The following is a 21015-nucleotide window of genomic DNA, read 5'->3' as shown; positions in this document are numbered from 1 at the left end:
CATATTCGATTTTTCATATGTATTTACGTAAATTTTTTTACCGTTACGGACAACCTTTCGCCACACGTTGCGCTAACTTCGTCATCTGTTCTGGCCGACACTGATAAGCCTGCTCAATAATCGCCGCGGCCCAAGCCGGCATATGTGGCGACAGGCGATAATGTATCCATTTACCATCGCGCCGATCGAGCAACAGCCCGCTTTCGCGCAGCATCGCCAGATGCCTTGAGATTTTGGGTTGCGGCAGCGCCAGTGCGCCCGACAACTCGCAAACGCACAGCTCGCCGGCGTGGCGCAGCAACAGCACCAGCGTCAGACGCGTCTCGTCAGACAGGTTTTTAAACAGCTTCAGCGGCGTCAATGACGTCATGTCGCACTCCCGTTAACCTTTATCTTCTCCACAAATCGCTCGTGAAGATACCATCTTCATATTCGAAAAAACAAATATAAAATGCAAAACGTTGCCCTCCTCACCGAGACATATACTTATCTTTATACCGTTCTTGCAGGAAGGAGGTACCATGCCGCTCACATTCAAACGTTCGGAAAGGCTCTCCATCGGCACCGAAATAGAGTTACAGCTGGTCGATGCCGAGCACTACGATCTGGCGGATCGGGCCGACCGGGTGGTCAGCGCGGTCGGCGACCGCCGGCGCGTCAAGCATGAGCTCACCCAATCGATGGTGGAGCTGAACAGCTCGGTGCACCGCGATCTCGATGAGCTGCACGCCGAGCTGCGCGCCCTGACCCATACCGTCCGGCGCAGCGCGCAGCGCCTGGGCTGTGACGTCTGCGGCGGTGGTCGGCACCTGAGCAACGACTGGCGCAAGCAGGTCATCAGCGACAGCGCGCGCTACAGGCAGCTGGCCAGCCGTTTTGGCTATCTCTCCAAGCTGGCCTGCGTATTCGGCCAACACATTCACCTCGGCGTCAACGACGGGGACGAGGCGATGTACCTGTGCCATGCGCTGACGCCCTATTTTCCGCAGCTGATCGCGCTCAGCGCCTCGTCGCCGCTGTATCAGGGGGTCGACACGCGCTTTGCCAGTTCCCGCTTCAGCGCCCAGAATTCTTTCCCCAACTACGGGTGCCTGGAACACATCTACAGCTGGCGCGAATTCAACGCTTACTACGAACGGTTGAACGCCGCCGGCGTGATTGAAAGCGTCAAGGATATTTACTGGGATGCACGGCCGAAACCGGAGCTGGGCACGGTGGAGATCCGCATCTGCGATACGCCGCTGCGCCTCGCGCACGCCGTGCTGCTGGTCGGTTACTGCCGTCTGCTGGCCGATTTTCTGTTGCAACGCCGGACGCCGATCGCGCCGGAATACGATGCCTTCACCCACTACAACAAGATCAACGCCTATCGCAGCGGTTTTGCCGCCGAATACGTCGATCCCACGACGCTGCGCCGCCGCAGCCTGACCGCCCACATCCTGCACACCCTCGAGGCGCTGAGCGATTTCGCCGAGCGGCGGGAGGATCGGGCCGTGTTACAGGCCGTCGAGCGCCATGTCCGCCAGGGCATCAGCGATTCGGAGCATATCCGTCAGATGTTGCACAACGGCCTGCCGCAGGCTCAGGTGATCAAACGCCTGTGCGATGAGCTGTTGCAACCGGCAAGTTAAGTTTCGGCTATCGATTCCATACGCCAAAGCCACTGTTCATTATGTGCTCTTTCGCTACAATCGTGAGCACTGACATTCACCGTATCGAGGACACCATGTACAACTTCTCCCGCTATCAGGCAAAAGAACTGGCGCTGGCTTACATGAGCGGCAAAAAACACGATCTGTCGCCGCAGGAGTTTTTGCAACAGCTGAAAAGCAGCGAACGATCGTTTGAGCACCTGCTGAAGCACGGCAGCGAAATGCCGCGTGAAGTGCTGGTTAAAAGTTTCTGAACGGCCGGTTGCCGGCCATTTTCCCTCTACGCCGCCGGTGGCGAGCCTGACAGGCCCGCGCATTCCCGGCCGTTCGTCCCCTTTCCTCACGCCACCGCATTTCGTTCTCACAGGCGAATTCCCTACAAATTCGTATCCAAAGACGAATTATTGACATATTCGTATCCAGGTGCGAATTTATAGTCATCCCTCGGTAAGCAACGGAACACGCTATGTCGACACCAATCAGCGTAATCAGCGGCGATCTGGTCGATTCTCGCCGATCAGATACCGTCAACTACCTCAACGAGCTGCACAGCCTGCTCGATCGGCTGCAGCGCGACGGGCAGCTTCATCAGGTGGAAATCTTTCGCGGCGACGCCTTCCAGGCGCAGGCCGCCCCGGAGGACGGGCTGCTGCTGGCGGTATATATTCGCCTCGCGCTGCGGGCGATGGGCGCCGCGCACTGGGATGCGCGCGTCGCCGTCGGGCTGGGCAGCCAACGGCCCGACGCCGCGGGTTACGGCAGTGCCTTTATCAACTCCGGCAGCGCGCTGGACGCCATGGCGAAAAATTGCCGCCTGGCTCTGAAAACCGACAACGATCGGACAAACGCCATTGTCAGCGATCTGCTGCCGATGTTAGATCATGTGATTGGCCGCCTGTCGCAGACCGAAGCGCGCATCGTCCAGATGAGAATGTTCGCCGACAGCGGCGCCGCCGTGGCGGACCAGCTGCAAAAAGCCGCCTCCACGGTCTCCGCCGCACTGAAACGCGCGGCCTACGAGGAAATCATGCGGTTTATTCACGCCATTAACAGGATCGTCTGACTATGGATCTGACCTATGCGCCTTTGCTGGCCTGGCTGTTGCTCGTCCATCTGCTGGCGGATTTTCCGCTGCAGCCGCTGAGTTGGGTGGAAGACAAAATCCAACATCGCGCGCGTTCGCGTTTTCTGGTATTGCACGCGTTGCTGCACGGGGTGCTGGCCGCCTGGGTGGTGGCCGGGTTCGGCCTGCTGCACGGCGGGCTTTCTTCACTTCAGGTGCTGGTCAGCCTGCTGGTCATCGCCGTCAGCCACTACCTGATCGATTTGCTGAAAGTCACCGTCATGACCCGCCTGAGCCCGGCCCGCAGTTTCCTGCTCGATCAGGGGTTGCATCTGGCGGTGATCGCCTTGCTGTGGCTGGGGCTGACGCCGAATGCCGGTGAACTGCTCGCCGCGCTGGGGCAGCAGTTGGGGCGTTGGCAAATTGGCCTGGTGCTGGTGGCCTACAGCCTGATTTATCTGCCGATGAGCCTGCTGATCGGGCAACTACTGGCGCACTGGACGCCGCAAATGCCGCCTTCGGCCAAGGCCGACAACGATTCGCTGCTGCGCGCGGGCAAACAGATTGGCTATCTGGAGAGAACGCTGATCCTGACCTTCGTGCTGCTGGGGCAAATTCCGGCGATCGGTTTTTTGCTGGCGGCCAAATCTATCTTCCGTTTCGGCGATCTGCGCCAGAGCGACGATAAGATGCGCACCGAGTATGTGCTGCTCGGCACGCTGTTTTCCTTCACGCTGACCATCATGCTCGGCCTGCTGGTCAACAAACTGCTGTAGTAGTGCAGGGGCGAAGAATTTCGCCCCCGAAGTGAACGCCGAGGCGGCTTACAGCCACTCGCCGAAGCGGCGGATGTAGAAACGCTTCATCAACTGCGCGACCACGCAGTAGCTGACCAGCGTAGCGGCCAACCACGGGAAGTATTCCCACGGCAGCGGCTGCAGGCCAACCAGGGCGCCGAGCGGCGAGAACGGAATGTAGATGCCGAGCGCCATCACCAACCCGGTGGTCAGCAACACCGGCAGCGCCGCGGTGCTCTGAATGAACGGGATCTTCTGGGTGCGCAGCATATGCACCACCAGCGTTTGCGACAACAGCCCCTCAATGAACCAGCCGGACTGGAACAGCGCCTGGTGTTCCACGCTGTTGGCGGCAAACACGTACCACATCAGCGCATACGTCGTAATATCGAAGATCGACGAGGTCGGCCCAATCCACAGCATAAAGCGCCCGATGTTTTTGGAGTCCCACTTGCGCGGTTTGCGCAGGAACTCTTTGTCCATCTTGTCCCACGGCAGCGACAGCTGAGAAATGTCGTACATCAGGTTTTGAATCAACAGGTGGATCGCCAGCATCGGCAGGAACGGGATGAAGGCGCTCGCCACCAGTACCGAGAACACGTTGCCGAAGTTGGAACTGGCGGTCATGTTCAGGTACTTGATGATATTGCCGAAGGTCTCGCGCCCTTTGATCACCCCCTCTTCCAGCACCATCAGGTTCTTTTCCAACAGGATGATGTCCGCCGATTCCTTGGCGATATCGGTACCGGTGTCGACCGAGATGCCGACGTCGGCGTCGCGCAGCGCCGGCGCATCGTTGATGCCGTCGCCGAGGAAACCGACGGTATGGCCGTTGGCCTGCAGCATTTTCAGCACCCGCGATTTTTGCAGCGGTGTCAGCTTGGTGAAGACCGTGCGCTGTTCCACTTCGCGCGCCAGCTCTTCGTCATCCATCTGTTCAATCCGCAGCCCGGAGAGCGGCTCGCCCGGCTCCAGCCCGACGTCGCGGCAAATCTTGCAGGTGATCACCGGGTTGTCGCCGGTCAGCACCTTCACCGTCACACCGTTTTCCTGCAGCGCGGCGATCGCCTGCTGCGCGCTCTCCTTCGGCGGGTCGAGGAAGGTCAGCAGCCCTTGCACCACCATATCGCGCTCGTCGGCCACGCTTAGCGGTTCGGCCGGGCGCTGCGCATCCAACTCACGCGTCGCCAGCACCAGCACGCGGAAACCGTCTTCGTTGTACTCGCGGGCCAGCGCCTGCAACGCCGCACGGCGCGCGTCGTCCAGCTCCAGCATCTTGTCGCCTTCACGCACGTGGGTGGCGATCTCCAGCATCTCCTCCACCGCGCCCTTACAGATCAGCTGCTGCTTGCCATTCTCATCCGCCACCACGATCGACAGACGGCGGCGCACGAAATCGAACGGCAGCTCATCCACCTTGCTGAAACGCCCCAGGGCTTCAATCCCCGGTTTGCCGCGCCCGAAACGGATCACCGCCTGATCCATCAGGTTCTTCATGCCGCTCTGATGGAAGCTGTTCAGCCAGGCCAGGTGCAACACTTCGTTATCCCTGGCGCCAGTGACGTCGATGTGGTGCTCGAGAATGATGCGGTCCTGGGTCAGCGTGCCGGTCTTGTCGGTGCAGAGCACGTCCATAGCACCGAAGTTCTGAATGGCGTTCAGACGCTTCACCACCACCTTGCGACGCGACATGGCGATCGCCCCTTTAGCCAGATTGGAGCTGACGATCATCGGCAGCATTTCCGGCGTCAGGCCGACCGCCACCGCCAGCGCGAACAGCGCCGCCTCGCTCCAGTCACCTTTGGTGAAACCGTTGATCAGCAACACCACCGGCACCATCACCAGCATGAAGCGAATCAACAGCCAGCTGACGCTGTTCACCCCGCGATCGAACGCGGTTTGCGCCCGCGAACCAACGATTGACTTGGCCAACGAGCCGAAGTAGGTGCGCCCGCCGGTCGCCACCACCACCGCCGTAGCGGTGCCGCTGGCGACGTTGGTGCCCATCAGGCAGATGTTGGAGAGCTCAAGCAGCGCGTTCTCGCTGGACACTTCCCCTTCGCTCGACTTCTGCGCCACGTTGCCCATGGCATCGTATTTCTCGATCGGGATCGCTTCGCCGGTCAAAATCGCCTGGCTGATGAACAGATCGCGCGAGGCGATAAGGCGTACGTCGGCCGGCACCATATCACCGGCGGAGAGCTGGATGATATCCCCCGGCACCAGTTCGCGGATCGGCACTTCCAGCGTCAGCGGATGCGCGCTGTAGCTGCTGCGGCGCAGCACCGTGGCGGTGGTGCGCACCATCGACTTCAACGCTTCCGCCGCTTTGTTGGTGCGGTATTCCTGCCAGAAACGCAGCAGCCCGCTCAGCGTGACCATGGTCAGGATGATAATGACGCCGGTGAGTTCAGTTTCTTCACCGCTCTGGCGCGGCAGCCAATAATCGGTAAAGAAACTGATCGCAGCCAGCACCATCAGCACGAAGATAAACGGGTTGTTGAAGGCCTTGATCAGCTGGATCAGGGCATGCGGCGCCTTGTCATGGGCGACCTGATTGGCGCCGAACTGTTCCAGCCGCTCATCGGCGTCGTCCTGGGTCAAGCCGTTGCGGTTGCACTTCAGGTTCGCCAGCGTTTGAGCGATGCTGTTGGTCGCCTCTTGCGCAATGGCGTAGGTCACCGCGTCTTTATCACGGCGACGCGTTCTTTCATTAATCTGAGTCATAACGCTATTCTCTTATTTTCGTTCTGCGCACAGCGAAGCCCCGCCCGATAAACAGGTGACTCTGCGCAGCTTGGAATTTTTTATTAGCGTGACTAAATGGCGGAATTATCCTGTCAGCCACGCTGGAATCATTTTCCTTCCGGGGTCATCGTCCATAACGCCTCCTTAATGCTCCGCGTTATTCAGGCGAGCCCGAATAACCTGAGCATATAATCAAGTTAATAAATATTTATATAATTAATCAGACCGGTAATTCGGACGCGACTCGCCAGCGAACGGCACTCACGCTTTTCTCCAGGCTGACGCGGCAGACAATACCCTCAATTTCTTTTTGCGCGGCCGGCGTGGCGGTAATTTCCGCGCACACTTCCAATTGCCCCGGGCTGGAGATATCGGCGCTGCGCAAGGATTGCAGCCGCAAGGCCACGCCGTTCAGCGCCTGCAGAATCAGGGTGCGCACCAGAATTTCGTCCTGCTCGCCGCAGGTCACCTGAATGCGATAGCACAGTTCCAGATCGGTTGCCTGCTGGTGCGGCTGCAGATTGATACGCTGCGCGGCTTCGCGCAGCAGGATATTGGCGCACAGGATCACCAGCGTAGCAACCACCGCATCCCAATGCTGGCCCAGGCCGCACAGGACGCCGATCCCCGCCGAACACCACAGCGTGGCGGCGGTGTTAAGGCCGCGAATGTTCAGCCCTTCACGCATGATAACGCCGGCGCCGAGGAAACCGATACCGGATACGATCTGCGCAGCCACCCGGCCGGCGCTGGCCGGATCGGTGGACATGGAGCTGAGAATAAAGACCGCCGCACCGGTCGCCACCAGCGCATTGGTGCGCAGGCCGGCCATGCGTTGGCGCCACTGGCGCTCGGCGCCAATGACCGCGCCCAGGCACATCGCCAGCAATAAATTTAAAACGAAAGGAGTCATAGCCATGACTGTCCCCTTAATTAACCGCAGGAGATAAAATCATGTGCTGTTTAGCACACGCGAAAGCGCGCTGAAAATAAATCAGCGAATCAGCGTGTCGTGCCTGGAGGGAAAAGGCTGTGGCTGCAAAATACCATAATAACGTCCAACTCGATTCACCTGAAACCGTCAGGCATCAGGAAACGTTTATTACTCGGGTATGCACAGCTCAGAAATAACTGGAGAGGGGTGCTGCCCGCCGATAACGGCAAGCAACAAATCAGAAGAGAATTGGTCAGCTTGCCTTATTTGTTTTATTACAACTACAACTGTCCAATTGAGTTTCTCCACCGAAATTTTGGCTGAGTATAGTGACGTCGGATAATGAAGTAAAGGCTAATTTATTAAACGAAAAATAAACTGGAATACGGCGATTATATTTCGATGTCACAAATAGAAGGTGGCGACATTGGGCGCCGACGCCGCCTTCCGGCCGCTGCATCAGGCCCTGTGGGACAAAGCGTTGTTGGACTTCCGCTGGCTCGATCGGGACGGCTGGGTGCAGCAGACGACCTTCAGCGACGGTTCGACGCTGGCCGCCAACTTTACGCGCAGCCTTTCACTGTCATCGCGGCCCACAGCCTGCGCGCCAAACTGGCCGACGGCCGCACATTCGACGTTACGCCTTAGCAAGGTCGCCGACGGTGGGCTACGCTAGGCTATATTTCCGATGATCCGCAAGGAGTGGCCGATGACGCCTCTGATCCACACTCTGCTCGACGAGATTTGGCAAAGCCTGGGGCAGCGCCCCGCCCCTACCGACCGGTTAACCGTTAGCGGCGTTGGCGCATTGCCTTCGGCTTTTCCCGTCACAGAATTGGCGACCGCCGCCTGGAGCGCCGCCGGTTTGGCCTGCGCCGAGTTGCTTCGCTGCGAGGCCGCCGACGCGCCGCAGGTCTGGATCGATCAACGCCTGGCCTCGCTCTGGTTTGGCTGGACGCTGCGGCCGCTGGGATGGACGCTGCCTGCGGCCTGGGACGCACTGGCCGGCGACTACGCGACGGCGGATGGCTGGATACGTCTGCATACCAATGCGCCGCACCATCGGCGAGCGGTGGAACAGGTGCTGGGTTCGGCATCGGATAAAGGCACGCTGGCGGAACGTGTGCTGGACTGGAAAAAAAGCGAGCTGGAGGAAGCCGTGATCGAGGCCGGCGGCTGCGCGGCCCAAATGCGCTCGGCGGCCGCGTGGCGACAACATATTCAAGGCAAAAGCGTAGCGCTCGAACCGCTTATCCACGCCTCGCTGCAGCCGGAAGCGCCACCGCCGGGCTGGGCGCTACCCGTCGCCCGGCCGCTGCACGGCGTGCGGGTGCTGGATCTGACGCGCATTCTCGCCGGGCCGATCGCCACCCGTTTTCTTGCCGGTTTGGGCGCCGACGTGCTGCGCATCGATCCCTACGGCTGGGATGAACCCGGCGTCGAGCACGAGGTGATGCTGGGCAAGCGCAGCGCACGCCTCAACCTGACCAATGCGCGCGATCGCCATACGTTTGAACATCTGCTGAAAAACACCGACGTGCTCGTGCACGGCTACCGTGCCGGTGCGTTGGAGAAATTGGGCTATGGCGCGGAGGAAAGACGCGCGCTGGCGCCGGGCCTGATCGACGTCTGCCTGAATGCCTACGGCTGGAGCGGGCCGTGGCGGACCCGGCGCGGTTTCGACAGCCTGGTACAGATGAGCTGCGGGTTGGCGGAGGCGGGTATGGTTTGGCGCAGCGCCAGTTTGCCGGTGCCGCTGCCGGTACAGGCTCTGGATCACGCCACCGGCTATTTGATGGCGGCAGCGGTGCTGACCGGTATGACACAGCGCCTGAGCCGCGGTACCGGCTACCACGCGCGGCTGTCGCTGGCGCGCACGGCGCAACTGCTGCTAGCGCACCCCTGTTCGGCAGATTATCGACCGGAACCGCTGGCACCGGCCGGCCCCGCCGACGAGAACCCGGAAACAGAACTGACTTACTGGGGGGCCGCGCAACGCCTGCGCGCCCCGTTAAGCCTGCAGGGTACGGCGCTGCAATGGGCGCTGCCGGCGACTACGCTCGGCACCTCGCAACCGGAATGGCTACGCCGCTAAATCGCCGCCAACTGTCGCTGAAGCCACTGCAGCAAGCGGGTAACCGCCGGCGTCAACCCGGCGGTCTGCGGCCACACCAGGTAAACGTCGTCATCGCTCAGACGACGGGGCGCGGCCAACGCCACCAGTCTCCCCGCGTCAAGCGCATCCTGCACCAGCAGCTTTTTCGCCAACGCGATGCCAAACCCTTGCTCCGCCGCGCGAATCAACAATCCGGCATCGTTGAATAACGCCTGTTGTCGCCCGCATAACGGCCGCCCCTGCGCGTTGAACCAGTCGCGCCAAGGACTGACGTCGTGCTCGAGCAACGGAATATCGCCACCGTTCTCGAACGCCGCCCTCCATTCTCGCGCCATATCCGGCGAAGCGACCGGCAGCACGTCACCCGACGCGATGCGCTGCGCCTGCAGCCCCGTCCATTGACCGCTGCCGATACGGATCGCCGCATCGAACCCTCGCTGCGACAGATCCTGCAGCGCCAGCGACGCATCAATATCCAGCGCAATATCGGCGCAGGCCTCATGAAAAGCAGGCAGACGCGGCAACAGCCAATAATGGGCAAAAGACGGCAACACGCTGATACGCAGCGTCTGGCTTGTCGCCGCACGCCGGGCGCGGGCGACGCCCTGCAGCAGTGCCTGCAGCGCCGGCTCTACCGCCGCCAACAACTCTCGCCCGGCGGCATTCAGGCGTACACCGCGCCCGCGCCGTTCAAACAGCGGATAGCCGACCGCCTGCTCCAGCAACTGAATTTGCTGGCTGACCGCGCCGTGCGTCAAATGCACCTGTTGCGCCGCAGCGCGCAAATTTTCCAACCTGGCGGCGATCGCAAAGGTCGGCAAGACATGCAAGGGAATGCGTTCATTCATCATTGGTTAACCAGGCTATCCAAAAAGGTTATTTTTCATCGATTTTGAGCGGCAGGCAAATGTTCTATGTTTACCCCATCATCCCTGACGCTTTCGGAGCCACCATGCACCCACGTTTACAACAGGACCTCGCGCAGTTTCCGCAGATCCTCGACCACACCCGCCAGTTGGCGGAGGATTTCCTGGCCGGGCTGCAGCAACGCTCGGTCTGCCCACCGCTCGAGCATCAGCAAATGCAACCGGGCGACGATCGGTTGGAGGAAAACGGCGAAGGCGCCCTGGCAGCGCTGGAGCGCTTTTGGCAACGTTATCAGGCCGGCATTTCCGCCAGCGCCGGCCCGCGTTATTTCGGCTTCGTCACCGGCGGCGGCACCCCGGCGGCGGTCGCAGCGGACTGGCTGGTTAGCGTGACAGACCAAAATAGCCTGCTCAGCCATGATACCATTGCAGCCACGATCGAGCTGGCGGCCGTGACGCAGTTGAAATCCCTGCTGGGCCTGCCGGAAACGTTCAGCGGCAGCCTGGTCAGCGGCGCGACCATGGCCAATTTCACCGGGTTGGCCATTGGCCGGCAGTGGCTGGGACAACAGCAAGGCGTGGATATCGCCCAACAAGGCCTGGCGGCGCTGGGCCCCATCCGGGTATTGGCGGCCAATCCGCATTCCAGCAGCGTGAAGGCGCTCAGCATGCTCGGCATCGGCCGCGAGGCGTTGACGATCGTCGCCAGCCTGCCGGAGTCTGAAGCCATGGATATGGAAGCGCTGGCGCGGCAGCTCGCCGCCGGCGCTGGCCAGCCAACGTTGGTACTGGCCAGCGCCGGTACGGTCAACACTGTCGCTTTCGACGATCTGCCGCAGCTGCTGGCGCTGCGGGAGCGTTATCCATTTTGGCTGCATGTCGATGCGGCATTCGGGGGCGTGGCGGCCTGCTCACCGCTATACGCCTCAAAGCTCGAGGGCTGGCAGCATGCCGATTCCATCACCGTCGATGCGCATAAATGGCTGAATGTGCCTTATGACAGCGCGATCCAATTTACCCGCCATTTGGATCTGCAAATGCAGGTATTTCAGAACCATTCGGCTTACCTGGAAGCACCGACGCTGCGGCCAGACAACTATCTGCATCTGACGCCAGAAAATTCGCGCCGCTTCCGCGCCTTGCCGCTTTGGCTGACGCTGAAAGCCTATGGCCGCAGCGGTATACGAGATATCGTCGAGCGCAACGTCGAACTGGCGCAGGCGCTGGGGGCGGCGTTAGCGGCCGATGACGGTTTCCATCTGCTGGCGCCGGTGAATTTGAACGTGGTGTGCTTCGCCCTCAGTCATCCACAGGGTGAGAGCGAAGCGGCGCGCGATCGCTTTCTCGAACGCCTTAGCCGGCATGGCGTGGTGCGTTGCACCCCTACGCGTTACAACGGCCAGCCGGGGATCCGCGCCGCGCTGGTCAACTGGATGACAGAGGAACAGGACATCCGCTTGACGTTGGACTCGCTGCGCCATTGCCTGGCGGAAACGGCCTAACGCGCGCGGCGATTACCCGCGTTGGAAGGCCTGCAAACGACGTTCTTGCCGCCCGTCATCGCTGATGTTATCCGGCGACAGCCAGGCGGCAAACGCCGCGTATCGTGCCGGCCATTCTCCATCAACGATCGACAGCCAGTCGGTGTCGCGCGAGCGTCCTTTAACAACGACGGCCTGGCGGAACGTGCCTTCATAGCGGAAACCCAAGCGCTCGGCGGCCTGGCGTGAAGGCAGATTGAGGCTATCGCATTTCCATTCGCAGCGCCGGTAGCCAAGATCGTCGAAAAGATGCCGCAGCATCAAGAAAATCGCCTCGCTGCCCAGCGCACTGCGCTTCATCAGCGGCGACCAGTTGATGGTGCCCAGTTCAGCCACGCCGTTGCCAGGATCGATGCGTAAAAAAGCGCAGGTTCCCACGGCGTGCCCGTTCGTCTGATCGATCACCACCATCGTGTTTCTGTCTGCGCTGGACACCTGCGCCTGAAGATAACGCTGGAAATCTGCGTGCGACTGCGGCCGTTCCCAAAACAGATAGGTCCAGTCACGATCGTCCTCAGCGGTTTGGTAAGCCTGATAAAGCGCATCCCCCCAGCGCGCGAGGTTAAGCGGTTCGAGGCGGCAAAACCGCCCTTGCAGCGGCGTGTGCCCGGGTATGCCTGCCGGCTGCCAATGAGGAAGGGCCTCACCTATCGGCTGCCCATACTGATTCTGTCTCACCGCGACATCCTGTTTTTGAAAGGTGGAGAGGCAAGTTAAAACCAACGCGGGCCAGAGACAACTCCGACCTGCCATTCCTCCCCGTGGATCGGACTGCAGGATGATAGTTTAGAGAAATCACTCAATCACCGTTAAACATTCACGAAAACTATTTCATGCGAAATAAATATCTATATAACTCATTGTAAAACGGTGATTTATAGCAACAATTAAGCTACACATTCCGGTCATAATGTTAACTTTTGTTTGTTGTTATGATAAAAAAAGAAGTGCTTATCATTAGCATGGAGAGCAAAAACACCTATAAGATAATGATTTTTATATGTAAAAAGTCAAAAACACCAGAGGGAGCGCTTTTTGACCACTCAAAAAACGCGCTGAAAGACATCAAAAAAACGACACATGAATTTTTTTTAAGACTTTTCCTAGCAAACTAAAATTTTGTTTCGTGACATGATGAACAGATTAGCGGCAAGCAATGCAGACAGGCACGGGCGCCAAGCGCAAATCAGGCTCAACATGCCTAAGCTGGACGAGCAGCAGATCGCCCTGACTTAAGCCAAACTTATAGATTCATGCAATTAATAAGTTTAGTATGAAAATATCATTGAGTGCCGTCGTGTTTATTGATAGAACACTCGCTACACTGAATTATTGTTCCATTTTGCCTTTCGGCTTTTTAGGCTTTTTCTCATATTACCGCAGTAAAACGGATTTAAGTGGGGGTGCGATATGCCAACGATTATCATGGATTCATGTAGCTATACCAGATTGGGGTTAACCGACTATCTGACTTCGCATGGCGTGAAGAGGCGCCATATTAATGCCATCGAGGACATTGACAGCCTGCATGAAAAATGCAGCAAGTTAAATCCGAGCCTGGTGTTTATTAACGAGGACTGCTTCATCCACGAAGCAAACGCCACCGAGCGAATAAAACGGGTGATTTCACTGCACCCGGATACGTTATTCTTCATCTTCATGGCCATTACCAACGTACATTTCGACGATTATTTATATGTTCGCAAGAACGTCATCATATCGTCAAAATCCATCAAACCAGAGACTATGAATCAGCTACTTAGTCACTATCTCGAGAGAACGTCCCTCCGTACGGAGAAATCCTCTCTGGATCAAACGCCGGTAACGCTGAGCCAGACTGAATCGAACATGCTACGCATGTGGATGTCCGGTCAAGGTACCATCCAGATATCAGACCAGATGCAAATAAAGGCCAAAACGGTCTCTTCCCACAAGGGAAACATCAAGCGGAAAATAAAAACGCACAACAAGCAGATCATTTATCACGTTGTTCGTTTGACCGATACATTGACCAGTGGAATATTCGTCAATAGCCGCTGAACCACAGAGAACGCCCCCGCTCTGTTTTACCAGCCGTTAAATACCCGGTGATAATGTCATCTGGATAGCAGCCGCTGGAACCACAAAAAAATACCTGCTGCGTTATCCCCCGCTAGCGCAACGGGTATTTTTTTGCCGCCGATAAAAAAAATCTTACCGCAATGAAATAATCTCAAAATGGACAATTTCATTAGCAAATTAATGAGATTAACCTAAGTTACTGCCCGTGCTCGCGGCAGGGCTCCACAAACGTGCCGTCACGGCTGTCGATTTCATTAAAAAACCATACGCCCGCCGGGTAGTCGTCAAGAGAAACCAGATACATGGTGCCTTCGTTGAACACCTCTACGGCCAAAATCACGCCTTCACGCCGCGGGCCTCCGTCTGTTTTTACCGTCACTCGATCGTTAACCTGCATACCCTTCCCCATTATTTGCGATTGCCGTCAGTGTATTACAAAAGCGAGGGCGATGGACACCACTCCAGCCCTGCCGGCCTCTGCTATCAGCGTAGCAGCCGCCTGGATTTTCACTTTCTTAACGGTTTGGCCGCAGAATCTTAAGCCGGTCTCGCGTAGCCTGTCTTCAGGCGTTTCCCCCCCAGAGAAGCGCTCGCAAATGAAGTAACAAGGAACTTTTGCCCGCAGACTTGCGGGCTTTTTTTACGCGCTGCCAAATTGCAGGCATAAAAAAACCCGCCGCAGCGGGTTCTTTTCAATCAGCGGTAGACGCCAATTAGATAGCGGTAACGTTAGCCGCAGATGGACCTTTCGCACCGTTCTCGATAGAGAACTGTACGTTCTGGCCTTCAGCCAGGGTCTTGAAGCCTTGATCCTGGATAGCAGAGAAGTGTACGAATACGTCTTTGCTGCCGTCTGCTGGGGTGATGAAACCAAAACCTTTAGCTTCGTTGAACCACTTCACTTGACCTTTGATCATGTTGGACATGTCTAATTTCCTTCAATAATAATGTTAGCCGCCATGGGCGAGATAGCCGGTCATCAGTTACTTATGGAGGCACTGGAAAGGAAATTCGTCAGAGAAGGGCTATCCGGGATAACGCTTTAAATTTGAACTACTTTACTCAAAATGTCGTGCATAAATAGGTCTGTACCACAGGCCGACATCATTAACTCATGAGCGAGCGGCAATAGCAACCTTTTTCGCCGTGATGGGGCGTGAATCTCGGCTAAACGCACAGGATTTGACCCTGTCGGACGATGGAATCACCGCCTGCCCCCCCGTAACAGCCAAGGTAAATGATAGTAATTCTCGTTCTGCTGTTTTATAGTTGCCTACAGAAATCATTCAGGGAGATTCATCATGCCGAGATGGCTTACCTTACCAACTGCCAGTGCCGCCGCCCTGCTGGCCTTTGCCGCTTACAGCGCTCCGCAGAGTGCACTGGAGCTGAATTATCAAGCTCCAGAACCCAGCGTGACTCCCGCTCCCAAGCCGACAGCACCGTCAGGGCCAGCCCCTAAGGCGGCGAAACCGCCGATTACCTGGGCAGAGGCACGCGACAAGAACGGCTTTCGCGTCGATATCGAATGCGATCATCCGGGCTGCAGCAAACCGCGCACCAAACCTTATCCCGCGTATGAAGGCCCGGTGAAGAAAACCGATCGCCGCCGCCAATCCGATCCTTACTCCACCAACCAGGATCCCGATTACAACATCCAGTTGGGCTATGAGTGGTAGCGCCGCTTTCGGAGTAATACCTATATCAGCCGCCCTCGCCGCTGCATAGAATAGCGCCAGTTCACCACTCCTCCTGGTGTTGAACACAACAAGCTGTGTTGCAAATCTTTATGCGCCTCCCTATAGGCGCTTTTTTTTGCTCCTCCCTCATGCCAGTTTCCCGATTACAGATTGCTCTCATTGCCCCGTAAAGTGATGAATGTCACAAATACGCCTCCTTGCCATTCTTATTCGGAGGTGATGTTCATGGCCACAGGATCCCTTGCCCTCTTGGCTGTCTTAGCCGGCATTGCGGGCTATTCGCTCTATAAGCATTTCAAATCTCAGAAAAAAAGCACATTCGTTCGCCCGCACGATCGGTAATCGATAACGCATTTTCACCGCGAAGGCGCGGCACGCCGCACGCCGCACCTTCGTGGACCGTCATGTTTTCATCACAAAATTGTCACACTATGGCCATATGATGATTCGCGATTATCCGCTCTGGCTTAACACCAAGGATTTCGCCCATGACCATAATTAAAGCTGCAAACCATCAGGAAGCAGAAAAGCTCATCCGCGCCGGCACAGCCAAGAAAATCGAACTGGCCTACGATATCGGCAGCGATGACTTCTTCCAGCTTGCCAGCCTGTGGTGCGATAAAGGCGCCAAGATCTCCAAAGGGAAAGAACATTTTATCGTCTCGTTGAAAGGCTTCCGCATCCCCCCTAACGATTGATATCCAGCCGCCCATCGCGGCGGCGTCCTCTCCTCCTCGCAAAACCGCTCTATTCGACCACGCGCACCTCCTTCGATTTCGCTAAGCTAATAGCAGACTTTATTGCGGGCGTTCAGCCTGATAACCACGTCCGCCACGATGAGGAGAGTGACCATGTCAACAAATGCAGCGCAGCCCGGCACGATGAAAGCGATTGAGATTAGCCAACCGGGCGCCCCCGAGGTTCTGGTTGTCACCGAACGCCCGGTACCCGAGCCACAGGCGGGCGAACTGCTGGTGAAAATCGCCGCCGCTGGCGTTAACCGTCCCGACGTGCTGCAGCGCCAGGGGAACTATGCGCCACCGCCCGGCGCCTCGGATATCCCCGGCCTGGAAATTGCCGGCGAAGTGGTGGCCATCGGTGAAGGCGTGACCCACTTCGCGCTCGGCGATCGGGTTTGCGCCCTTATCGCCGGGGGGGGCTATGCGGAATACTGCACCGTGCATGAAAGCAATGCGCTACCGGTACCGGCGGGTCTGAGCCTGACCGAGGCCGCCGCACTGCCGGAAACCTTCTTTACCGTCTGGGTCAACGTGTTCCAGCGCGGTCATCTCAAAGCCGGCGAAACCGTGTTGATCCATGGTGGCACCTCCGGTATCGGCACGGTCGCCACCATGCTGGCGAAAGCCTTCTGCGCCCAGGTGATCACCACCGTCGGATCCGAAGAGAAACGTCAGGCCAGCCTGGCGCTGGGCGCCGACGTGGCGATTAATTACCGCAGCGAAGACTTTGTCGCACGTACCAAAGACGCCACCAACGGCAAAGGCGCCGACGTCATCGTCGACCTGATCGCCGGCGATTATGTCGCCAAAAACTATCAGGCTGCGGCGATGGAAGGCCGCATCGTGCAAATCGGCACGCAAAACGGCGTGGTAAAAGAGCTCAATCTGATGCCGCTGCTGTTGAAACGCCTGACCCATACCGGGTCGACGCTGCGCTCACGCAGCGTGGCGGACAAAGCGCAGATTGCCGCCGAGCTGCGCGAGAAGGTTTGGCCGCTGCTGGAGCGCGGCGTGCTGAAACCGCAAATTTTTAAAACCTTCCCGCTTGAGCAGGCCGCCGCCGCGCATACGCTGATGGAGTCCAGCGAGCACATCGGCAAGATCATGCTGACGTTCTGAGGCCATTCCCCGCAGCCTGTGCTGCGGGGAAACCGATGCCACGCTCAGGGAATGATGCGGCGGCGGCGGAACTCCTCGAACAGCGAGAAAAACATGGCTTCGGTTTCGACAAACTGATGGAAACCGAAACGCCGCGCCTTGCTGCCATCCGCGAACATGTCATAGTCCCAGGAAAAGACGAAGTCGGCGAAACGCCAGCCGGCCACCGCGCGATAGTCAGGCTCGGCCAGTTGGTGCCGTTGCACCAGCTCTCGCCACAGCGGCGCTTTGTCCGCCATCGTGCTCTCCAGCGGCATCGGCAGCGGCGGCGCGCATTCCAGCCCGAAGTAAGCGGCGATTTTCGGCCACATCTCGCTCCAGCGAAAGAGATCGCCGTTGTTGATATTAAACGCCTGATTGGCCGCCGCCGGCTCGGTCGCCGCCCAAAGCGTGGCGCGCGCCAACAGCCCGGCGTCGGTCATTTCCAGCAGACTGTGGTAAGCGCCTGGCTTACCGGGAAAGCGCAGCGGCAGCCCGAGCGCTTTACTGATTGAGGCATAAACCGCGATGCTCAACGCCAGGTTCATCGGATTGCCAAGAGAGAAGCCCCCCACCACGCTCGGACGAATGGCGCTCCAACGCCATCGCTTGCCGGCCTGCCGCTGCGCCAGATACTGCTGCTGCGCCACGTTAAACTCCGGCGGCATATGCCCGGCGTCGCTTTCGCGCGCCGGCGTTTTAAACGGCCCCAAATGCGCGCCATACACTTTGTAACCTTGCATTAGGCTGATATGCTCCAACGCCGGCGCGACCGGCTCCAGCCCCTCGACGACGTGTTGCAACATCTGCAGATTGGGCGCCACCAGCCCCGCCCAGTCCGGCGCATCCTGATAGGCGGCATAGAAAACGTGGCTAATCGCGCTCAGCGGCCGCAGCGCGTCCCGCGTCGCCGCCGCATCCAGCAGATCAACCTGAAGGTGGCGCACCCCAGACGCCGGTTCGCCCCCCCGGCGCGAGACGCCCACCACTTGCCAACCTTGATCAATCAGCTCCTCAATCAATCGGCGCCCAATCACGCCATTGGCGCCGATCACCAATGCCTGTCGCTTTGCATTCATCTTGCCACTCCTCAGGTTATCGATACCCTGAGTGTTATTGATTAGTAATACTTGCGGTAGAAGAGGATTTTCACTAACACTTATAAGAAAAATCTATAGGCAAGATCGACATGGATAAGCTGAACGCAATGAAAACCTTTATGCGAGTGGCCGAACTGGGCAGTCTATCGGCCGCCGCTCGCGATCTGCGTTTGACGCAGCCGGCGGTCAGTCAGCAAATCGCCGGCCTGGAGCAGCAACTGGGGGCCCAGCTGCTGTTTCGCAGCACCCGGGCGGTCACGCTGACCGATGCCGGCAGCGGTTATTATCAGCGCCTCAAACCGATTCTGGCGGCGGTCGACGAAGCGGAAGACGCACTGCACGACCAGCACCACCAGTTGCAGGGCAATCTGCGCATTCACGCCCCTACCGGATTCGGGCAGTTGCACGTCACACCGCTGGCCATCGCTTTCCAGCAACGTCATCCGAACCTCGCCATCGAACTGCTGCTGGACGATCGCCGCGCCGACGTGATCGGCGAAGGCATCGACGTGGCGCTGCGCTTCGGTGAACTCCATGCGCCCGGCATGGTGGCGAAACGTTTGGGCGAGCTGCAACGCCTGCTGGTGGCATCGCCGGCCTATCTGGACAAGCATGGCACGCCCCGTTCGCCGGCGGAGTTGGCGAAACATGCGCACATTCGTTACAGCGGCTTGAACGACGGCGATACGCTCACTCTGTTCGGGCCGCACGGCCCCGAGATGGTTGCTCTGCGGCCCACGTTCCGCGCCAACAATACGCTATCGCTGCTGGCCGCCATCGAGGCTGGAGCCGGTATCGGCGGCGCCCAACGGCCTTTAATCGCCGAGCAGCTGGCGACGGGGGCGCTGGTGCCCGTTTTGCCGGAATACCGCTACCCGCCCATGGCGCTGCACGCGGTCTATCCCGCCTTACGATTTATTCCGGAGAAAGTGCGCGCCTGGGTGGCGCATCTGCAGCAAGCGTTGACGGCGATCGAGGGAATTAGCGGAGTGAATGCTCCCGGCCAGATGCCGGGAGCCTAATCATTATTTGAACAGTTTGCCGACCATGTCGCCCAGTTCGTTGCTGTCTTGCTGCACTTCACCATTTGGCGAGGCGGCATCCGCGACCGTTGGCAAGAACTGTGCAATGGTGCTGGAGGCTTGTGCAGGATCGATGCCCAGCTTTTCAGCCAGTTGGTTGATCGCATCGCTACCCAACGCCTGCTGCACATGATCGCCGGTAATCTGCTGATTTTCGCCATTGCCGAGCCAGGAACCGACGATATCGCCGAACTGCCCCTGACGGAATTTGTCCAAAATGGCCTGTAGGCCGCCTTGTTGCTCAACCCACTGCATAATGGCGATGTAGTCGATGCCTTTACCGTTGGCGCCGCCACCCAGAATGTTACCCAATACGCTATCGAACAGACCCATGATATTCCCCTTTCAGCCGGTACGGCCCGCGCCGCACCGCCGGATTGATTTCACGAAAAAGGGCCGCCGCGGCGACCCTGTTGAGCAACGGCTGCTTAGCCTTTGATCTTCCTGTAGACAAAAAGCACCACCAGGGCACCGATTACCGCCACCACAAAGCTGCCCAGGTTAAAACCGTCAACGCGGCCCATACCGAAGAAGGTGCTGATATAGCCGCCGACGACGGCGCCCACGATCCCCAATATAACGGTCACAATAAAGCCGCCGCCGTCTTTGCCCGGCATAATCCACTTGGCCAGGATACCGGCGATTAAACCAAAAATGATCCAGGAAATGATGCCCATCTTTACTCTCCCTATTACCTTTTGCCTAACAGAAATCCTATTACCAGGCCCACGACGGCGCCGGCGCCTATCCCCGCCCAAGGGTTATCCTTAAGGCAGGCACATGATTGCTCGAGCGCCGCTTTTACACCGCTGCGCACTTCGCAGGCGGTGGCTTTCACGTAGTCGCTCGGTTGCTCAACACCGTTTAGTTCGTCATTTTCATATGACATGTCAAATCCTTACAGACCAACCCTCTGAGAATCTCGTCACATGTTTCGCGCCAGGCGCCGTCCGCTCCGCGATCTTGCTCTGGGCAACCTGCCCGCTGCCGCTCAATGCAGAGGCGTACGCCGACAAACGCACAACTTCACACTATGACTATAGTAAAAAATCAGCGGTTTACCCATTTCCGTCCGTCTGAATTTCACCGTACAAAAAACGATCTAACTTCATCCTACCGTCATCTCGAGAGGCTAAACTTTAAACAAATCCTCATGGAGGAAACATCCATGTTCAATGCCCCCTTTGTTCTGATTCTCGCGCTACTGTACGCACTGGCCGCCGTTTGGGACGGTTCCATCGCGTTACTGTTTCATTAAGGTTACATAGCAGTTGTCACTTTTGCGATGCGCTTAATTGTGTCTTTATTTTTCAATTGCACCAGCCGGTTGAAATAGCGGAAAATATCTTCCCTTCCCTCGGTAAAAATCCTATCTCACTCCATTTTTCGCCTGCGCTTAAATAAAGTGAAAAAAAAGCATTAATGGAAAATCCTATTTAGCACGAAATGTTCTACTATTCGCCTTATAAAAATTTGGG

Annotated in this window: 23 protein-coding genes; 12 read left to right on the top strand and 11 right to left on the bottom strand. The window is 57.9% G+C overall.

Translation table 11 applies throughout. The features are described 5' to 3' along the window. Window positions 1–43: 43 nt before the first annotated feature. On the bottom strand, window positions 44–370 hold the full coding sequence (locus N6G83_RS02655) for a metalloregulator ArsR/SmtB family transcription factor (RefSeq protein WP_025303341.1): 327 nt from the start codon (window positions 368–370) through the stop codon (window positions 44–46). Window positions 371–521: 151 nt separating this feature from the next. On the opposite strand from N6G83_RS02655, the gene N6G83_RS02650 reads away from it, so the two are divergent. The 4 genes from N6G83_RS02650 (at window position 522) to N6G83_RS02635 (ending at window position 3491) form a co-directional block, all read left to right on the top strand. Then, window positions 522–1631, top strand: coding sequence for a YbdK family carboxylate-amine ligase (locus N6G83_RS02650; RefSeq protein WP_043140567.1), 1110 nt, complete (start codon window positions 522–524; stop codon window positions 1629–1631). Between the two features lie 95 nt (window positions 1632–1726). Next, a complete protein-coding gene (locus tag N6G83_RS02645; protein ID WP_019453520.1) occupies window positions 1727–1906 on the top strand; it encodes a hypothetical protein in 180 nt (59 codons plus the stop codon). 212 nt (window positions 1907–2118) lie between these two features. Next, entirely contained in the window at window positions 2119–2715 is a 597-nt protein-coding gene (locus N6G83_RS02640) for a hypothetical protein (RefSeq protein WP_025303343.1), read from the top strand. 2 nt (window positions 2716–2717) lie between these two features. Further along, on the top strand, window positions 2718–3491 hold the full coding sequence (locus tag N6G83_RS02635; RefSeq protein ID WP_060447854.1) for a DUF3307 domain-containing protein: 774 nt from the start codon (window positions 2718–2720) through the stop codon (window positions 3489–3491). A gap of 48 nt (window positions 3492–3539) precedes the next feature. On the opposite strand, the gene mgtA is transcribed toward N6G83_RS02635, so the two are convergent. Both mgtA and N6G83_RS02625 read right to left on the bottom strand, forming a co-directional pair. Beyond that, window positions 3540–6239 carry a magnesium-translocating P-type ATPase gene (gene mgtA, locus N6G83_RS02630; protein WP_043140563.1) on the bottom strand — a complete coding sequence of 900 codons (2700 nt, stop codon included), beginning with the start codon at window positions 6237–6239 and terminating at the stop codon, window positions 3540–3542. 241 nt (window positions 6240–6480) lie between these two features. Further along, entirely contained in the window at window positions 6481–7179 is a 699-nt protein-coding gene (locus tag N6G83_RS02625; protein WP_025303346.1) for an MgtC family protein, read from the bottom strand. A gap of 433 nt (window positions 7180–7612) precedes the next feature. On the opposite strand from N6G83_RS02625, the gene N6G83_RS02620 reads away from it, so the two are divergent. Together N6G83_RS02620 and N6G83_RS02615 are read left to right on the top strand one after the other, a co-directional pair. After that, on the top strand, window positions 7613–7870 hold the full coding sequence (locus tag N6G83_RS02620) for a glycoside hydrolase (protein WP_260514601.1): 258 nt from the start codon (window positions 7613–7615) through the stop codon (window positions 7868–7870). Window positions 7871–7903: 33 nt separating this feature from the next. Beyond that, window positions 7904–9289: a CoA transferase gene (locus tag N6G83_RS02615; protein ID WP_049295897.1), complete on the top strand. Its 1386-nt coding sequence runs from the start codon at window positions 7904–7906 to the stop codon at window positions 9287–9289. On the opposite strand, the gene N6G83_RS02610 is transcribed toward N6G83_RS02615, so the two are convergent. Then, window positions 9286–10161 (bottom strand): LysR substrate-binding domain-containing protein, encoded by an 876-nt coding sequence (locus N6G83_RS02610; RefSeq protein WP_164099744.1) that lies wholly within the window; start codon window positions 10159–10161, stop codon window positions 9286–9288. The two genes, N6G83_RS02615 and N6G83_RS02610, sit on opposite strands and share 4 nt — an antisense overlap. A 101-nt stretch (window positions 10162–10262) precedes the next feature. Between N6G83_RS02610 and N6G83_RS02605 the strand changes: the two genes are divergently transcribed. Continuing rightward, window positions 10263–11678 carry a pyridoxal-dependent decarboxylase gene (locus tag N6G83_RS02605; RefSeq protein WP_197825371.1) on the top strand — a complete coding sequence of 472 codons (1416 nt, stop codon included), beginning with the start codon at window positions 10263–10265 and terminating at the stop codon, window positions 11676–11678. 12 nt (window positions 11679–11690) lie between these two features. Here the strand turns inward: N6G83_RS02605 and N6G83_RS02600 are convergent, their stop codons facing one another. Further along, complete coding sequence (locus N6G83_RS02600) at window positions 11691–12332, bottom strand: GNAT family N-acetyltransferase (protein ID WP_197770735.1); 642 nt, start codon at window positions 12330–12332, stop codon at window positions 11691–11693. A 795-nt stretch (window positions 12333–13127) separates the two neighbouring features. Between N6G83_RS02600 and rcsA the strand changes: the two genes are divergently transcribed. After that, complete coding sequence (gene rcsA / locus N6G83_RS02595) at window positions 13128–13757, top strand: transcriptional regulator RcsA (protein WP_025303351.1); 630 nt, start codon at window positions 13128–13130, stop codon at window positions 13755–13757. Window positions 13758–13974: 217 nt separating this feature from the next. Here rcsA and dsrB read toward each other — a convergent pair whose 3' ends face one another. Together dsrB and cspE are read right to left on the bottom strand one after the other, a co-directional pair. Next, window positions 13975–14175: a protein DsrB gene (gene dsrB / locus N6G83_RS02590; protein ID WP_004935117.1), complete on the bottom strand. Its 201-nt coding sequence runs from the start codon at window positions 14173–14175 to the stop codon at window positions 13975–13977. Between the two features lie 316 nt (window positions 14176–14491). Further along, window positions 14492–14704 carry a transcription antiterminator/RNA stability regulator CspE gene (gene cspE, locus N6G83_RS02585; protein ID WP_004935122.1) on the bottom strand — a complete coding sequence of 71 codons (213 nt, stop codon included), beginning with the start codon at window positions 14702–14704 and terminating at the stop codon, window positions 14492–14494. A gap of 375 nt (window positions 14705–15079) precedes the next feature. On the opposite strand from cspE, the gene N6G83_RS02580 reads away from it, so the two are divergent. The 3 genes from N6G83_RS02580 to N6G83_RS02570 all read left to right on the top strand — a co-directional run bounded on the left by N6G83_RS02580 (window position 15080) and on the right by N6G83_RS02570 (window position 17337). Then, window positions 15080–15457 (top strand): hypothetical protein, encoded by a 378-nt coding sequence (locus N6G83_RS02580; RefSeq protein ID WP_025303352.1) that lies wholly within the window; start codon window positions 15080–15082, stop codon window positions 15455–15457. A gap of 509 nt (window positions 15458–15966) precedes the next feature. Next, the gene (locus N6G83_RS02575) at window positions 15967–16176 is read left to right on the top strand and encodes a hypothetical protein (RefSeq protein WP_004935132.1); all 210 of its coding nucleotides are present in this window, start codon (window positions 15967–15969) and stop codon (window positions 16174–16176) included. A gap of 153 nt (window positions 16177–16329) precedes the next feature. After that, entirely contained in the window at window positions 16330–17337 is a 1008-nt protein-coding gene (locus tag N6G83_RS02570; RefSeq protein ID WP_049203962.1) for an NAD(P)H-quinone oxidoreductase, read from the top strand. A 44-nt stretch (window positions 17338–17381) separates the two neighbouring features. Here N6G83_RS02570 and N6G83_RS02565 read toward each other — a convergent pair whose 3' ends face one another. Beyond that, window positions 17382–18434 (bottom strand): SDR family oxidoreductase, encoded by a 1053-nt coding sequence (locus tag N6G83_RS02565; RefSeq protein WP_049203963.1) that lies wholly within the window; start codon window positions 18432–18434, stop codon window positions 17382–17384. A gap of 110 nt (window positions 18435–18544) precedes the next feature. On the opposite strand from N6G83_RS02565, the gene N6G83_RS02560 reads away from it, so the two are divergent. Further along, complete coding sequence (locus tag N6G83_RS02560) at window positions 18545–19477, top strand: LysR family transcriptional regulator (protein ID WP_060447859.1); 933 nt, start codon at window positions 18545–18547, stop codon at window positions 19475–19477. Between the two features lie 3 nt (window positions 19478–19480). Here the strand turns inward: N6G83_RS02560 and N6G83_RS02555 are convergent, their stop codons facing one another. The 3 genes from N6G83_RS02555 to N6G83_RS02545 form a co-directional block, all read right to left on the bottom strand. After that, window positions 19481–19870, bottom strand: coding sequence for a YidB family protein (locus N6G83_RS02555; protein WP_025303356.1), 390 nt, complete (start codon window positions 19868–19870; stop codon window positions 19481–19483). 95 nt (window positions 19871–19965) lie between these two features. Continuing rightward, entirely contained in the window at window positions 19966–20214 is a 249-nt protein-coding gene (locus N6G83_RS02550; protein WP_004935146.1) for a GlsB/YeaQ/YmgE family stress response membrane protein, read from the bottom strand. 14 nt (window positions 20215–20228) lie between these two features. Further along, window positions 20229–20426 (bottom strand): glycine zipper domain-containing protein, encoded by a 198-nt coding sequence (locus N6G83_RS02545; RefSeq protein ID WP_025303357.1) that lies wholly within the window; start codon window positions 20424–20426, stop codon window positions 20229–20231. Window positions 20427–21015: the final 589 nt, after the last annotated feature.

It is taken from the genome of Serratia sp. PL7 (assembly GCF_945957435.1).
The sequence above is the reverse complement of the archived record's forward strand: the minus strand, read 5'-3'. Positions and strand labels throughout refer to the sequence as shown.

Bases quoted from the DNA above. Each gene is read 5' to 3' on its own strand.
- N6G83_RS02580 (WP_025303352.1), top strand. From the start codon at position 15,080: ATGCCGAGATGGCTTACCTTACCAACTGCCAGTGCCGCCGCCCTGCTG.
- cspE (WP_004935122.1), bottom strand. From the start codon at position 14,704: ATGTCCAACATGATCAAAGGTCAAGTGAAGTGGTTCAACGAAGCTAAA.
- N6G83_RS02655 (WP_025303341.1), bottom strand. From the start codon at position 370: ATGACGTCATTGACGCCGCTGAAGCTGTTTAAAAACCTGTCTGACGAG.
- N6G83_RS02625 (WP_025303346.1), bottom strand. From the start codon at position 7,179: ATGGCTATGACTCCTTTCGTTTTAAATTTATTGCTGGCGATGTGCCTG.
- N6G83_RS02565 (WP_049203963.1), bottom strand. From the start codon at position 18,434: ATGAATGCAAAGCGACAGGCATTGGTGATCGGCGCCAATGGCGTGATT.
- N6G83_RS02570 (WP_049203962.1), top strand. From the start codon at position 16,330: ATGTCAACAAATGCAGCGCAGCCCGGCACGATGAAAGCGATTGAGATT.
- dsrB (WP_004935117.1), bottom strand. From the start codon at position 14,175: ATGCAGGTTAACGATCGAGTGACGGTAAAAACAGACGGAGGCCCGCGG.
- N6G83_RS02615 (WP_049295897.1), top strand. From the start codon at position 7,904: ATGACGCCTCTGATCCACACTCTGCTCGACGAGATTTGGCAAAGCCTG.
- N6G83_RS02640 (WP_025303343.1), top strand. From the start codon at position 2,119: ATGTCGACACCAATCAGCGTAATCAGCGGCGATCTGGTCGATTCTCGC.
- N6G83_RS02610 (WP_164099744.1), bottom strand. From the start codon at position 10,161: ATGATGAATGAACGCATTCCCTTGCATGTCTTGCCGACCTTTGCGATC.
- N6G83_RS02545 (WP_025303357.1), bottom strand. From the start codon at position 20,426: ATGTCATATGAAAATGACGAACTAAACGGTGTTGAGCAACCGAGCGAC.
- N6G83_RS02645 (WP_019453520.1), top strand. From the start codon at position 1,727: ATGTACAACTTCTCCCGCTATCAGGCAAAAGAACTGGCGCTGGCTTAC.
- N6G83_RS02605 (WP_197825371.1), top strand. From the start codon at position 10,263: ATGCACCCACGTTTACAACAGGACCTCGCGCAGTTTCCGCAGATCCTC.
- N6G83_RS02560 (WP_060447859.1), top strand. From the start codon at position 18,545: ATGGATAAGCTGAACGCAATGAAAACCTTTATGCGAGTGGCCGAACTG.
- N6G83_RS02650 (WP_043140567.1), top strand. From the start codon at position 522: ATGCCGCTCACATTCAAACGTTCGGAAAGGCTCTCCATCGGCACCGAA.
- N6G83_RS02635 (WP_060447854.1), top strand. From the start codon at position 2,718: ATGGATCTGACCTATGCGCCTTTGCTGGCCTGGCTGTTGCTCGTCCAT.
- mgtA (WP_043140563.1), bottom strand. From the start codon at position 6,239: ATGACTCAGATTAATGAAAGAACGCGTCGCCGTGATAAAGACGCGGTG.
- N6G83_RS02550 (WP_004935146.1), bottom strand. From the start codon at position 20,214: ATGGGCATCATTTCCTGGATCATTTTTGGTTTAATCGCCGGTATCCTG.
- N6G83_RS02555 (WP_025303356.1), bottom strand. From the start codon at position 19,870: ATGGGTCTGTTCGATAGCGTATTGGGTAACATTCTGGGTGGCGGCGCC.
- rcsA (WP_025303351.1), top strand. From the start codon at position 13,128: ATGCCAACGATTATCATGGATTCATGTAGCTATACCAGATTGGGGTTA.
- N6G83_RS02575 (WP_004935132.1), top strand. From the start codon at position 15,967: ATGACCATAATTAAAGCTGCAAACCATCAGGAAGCAGAAAAGCTCATC.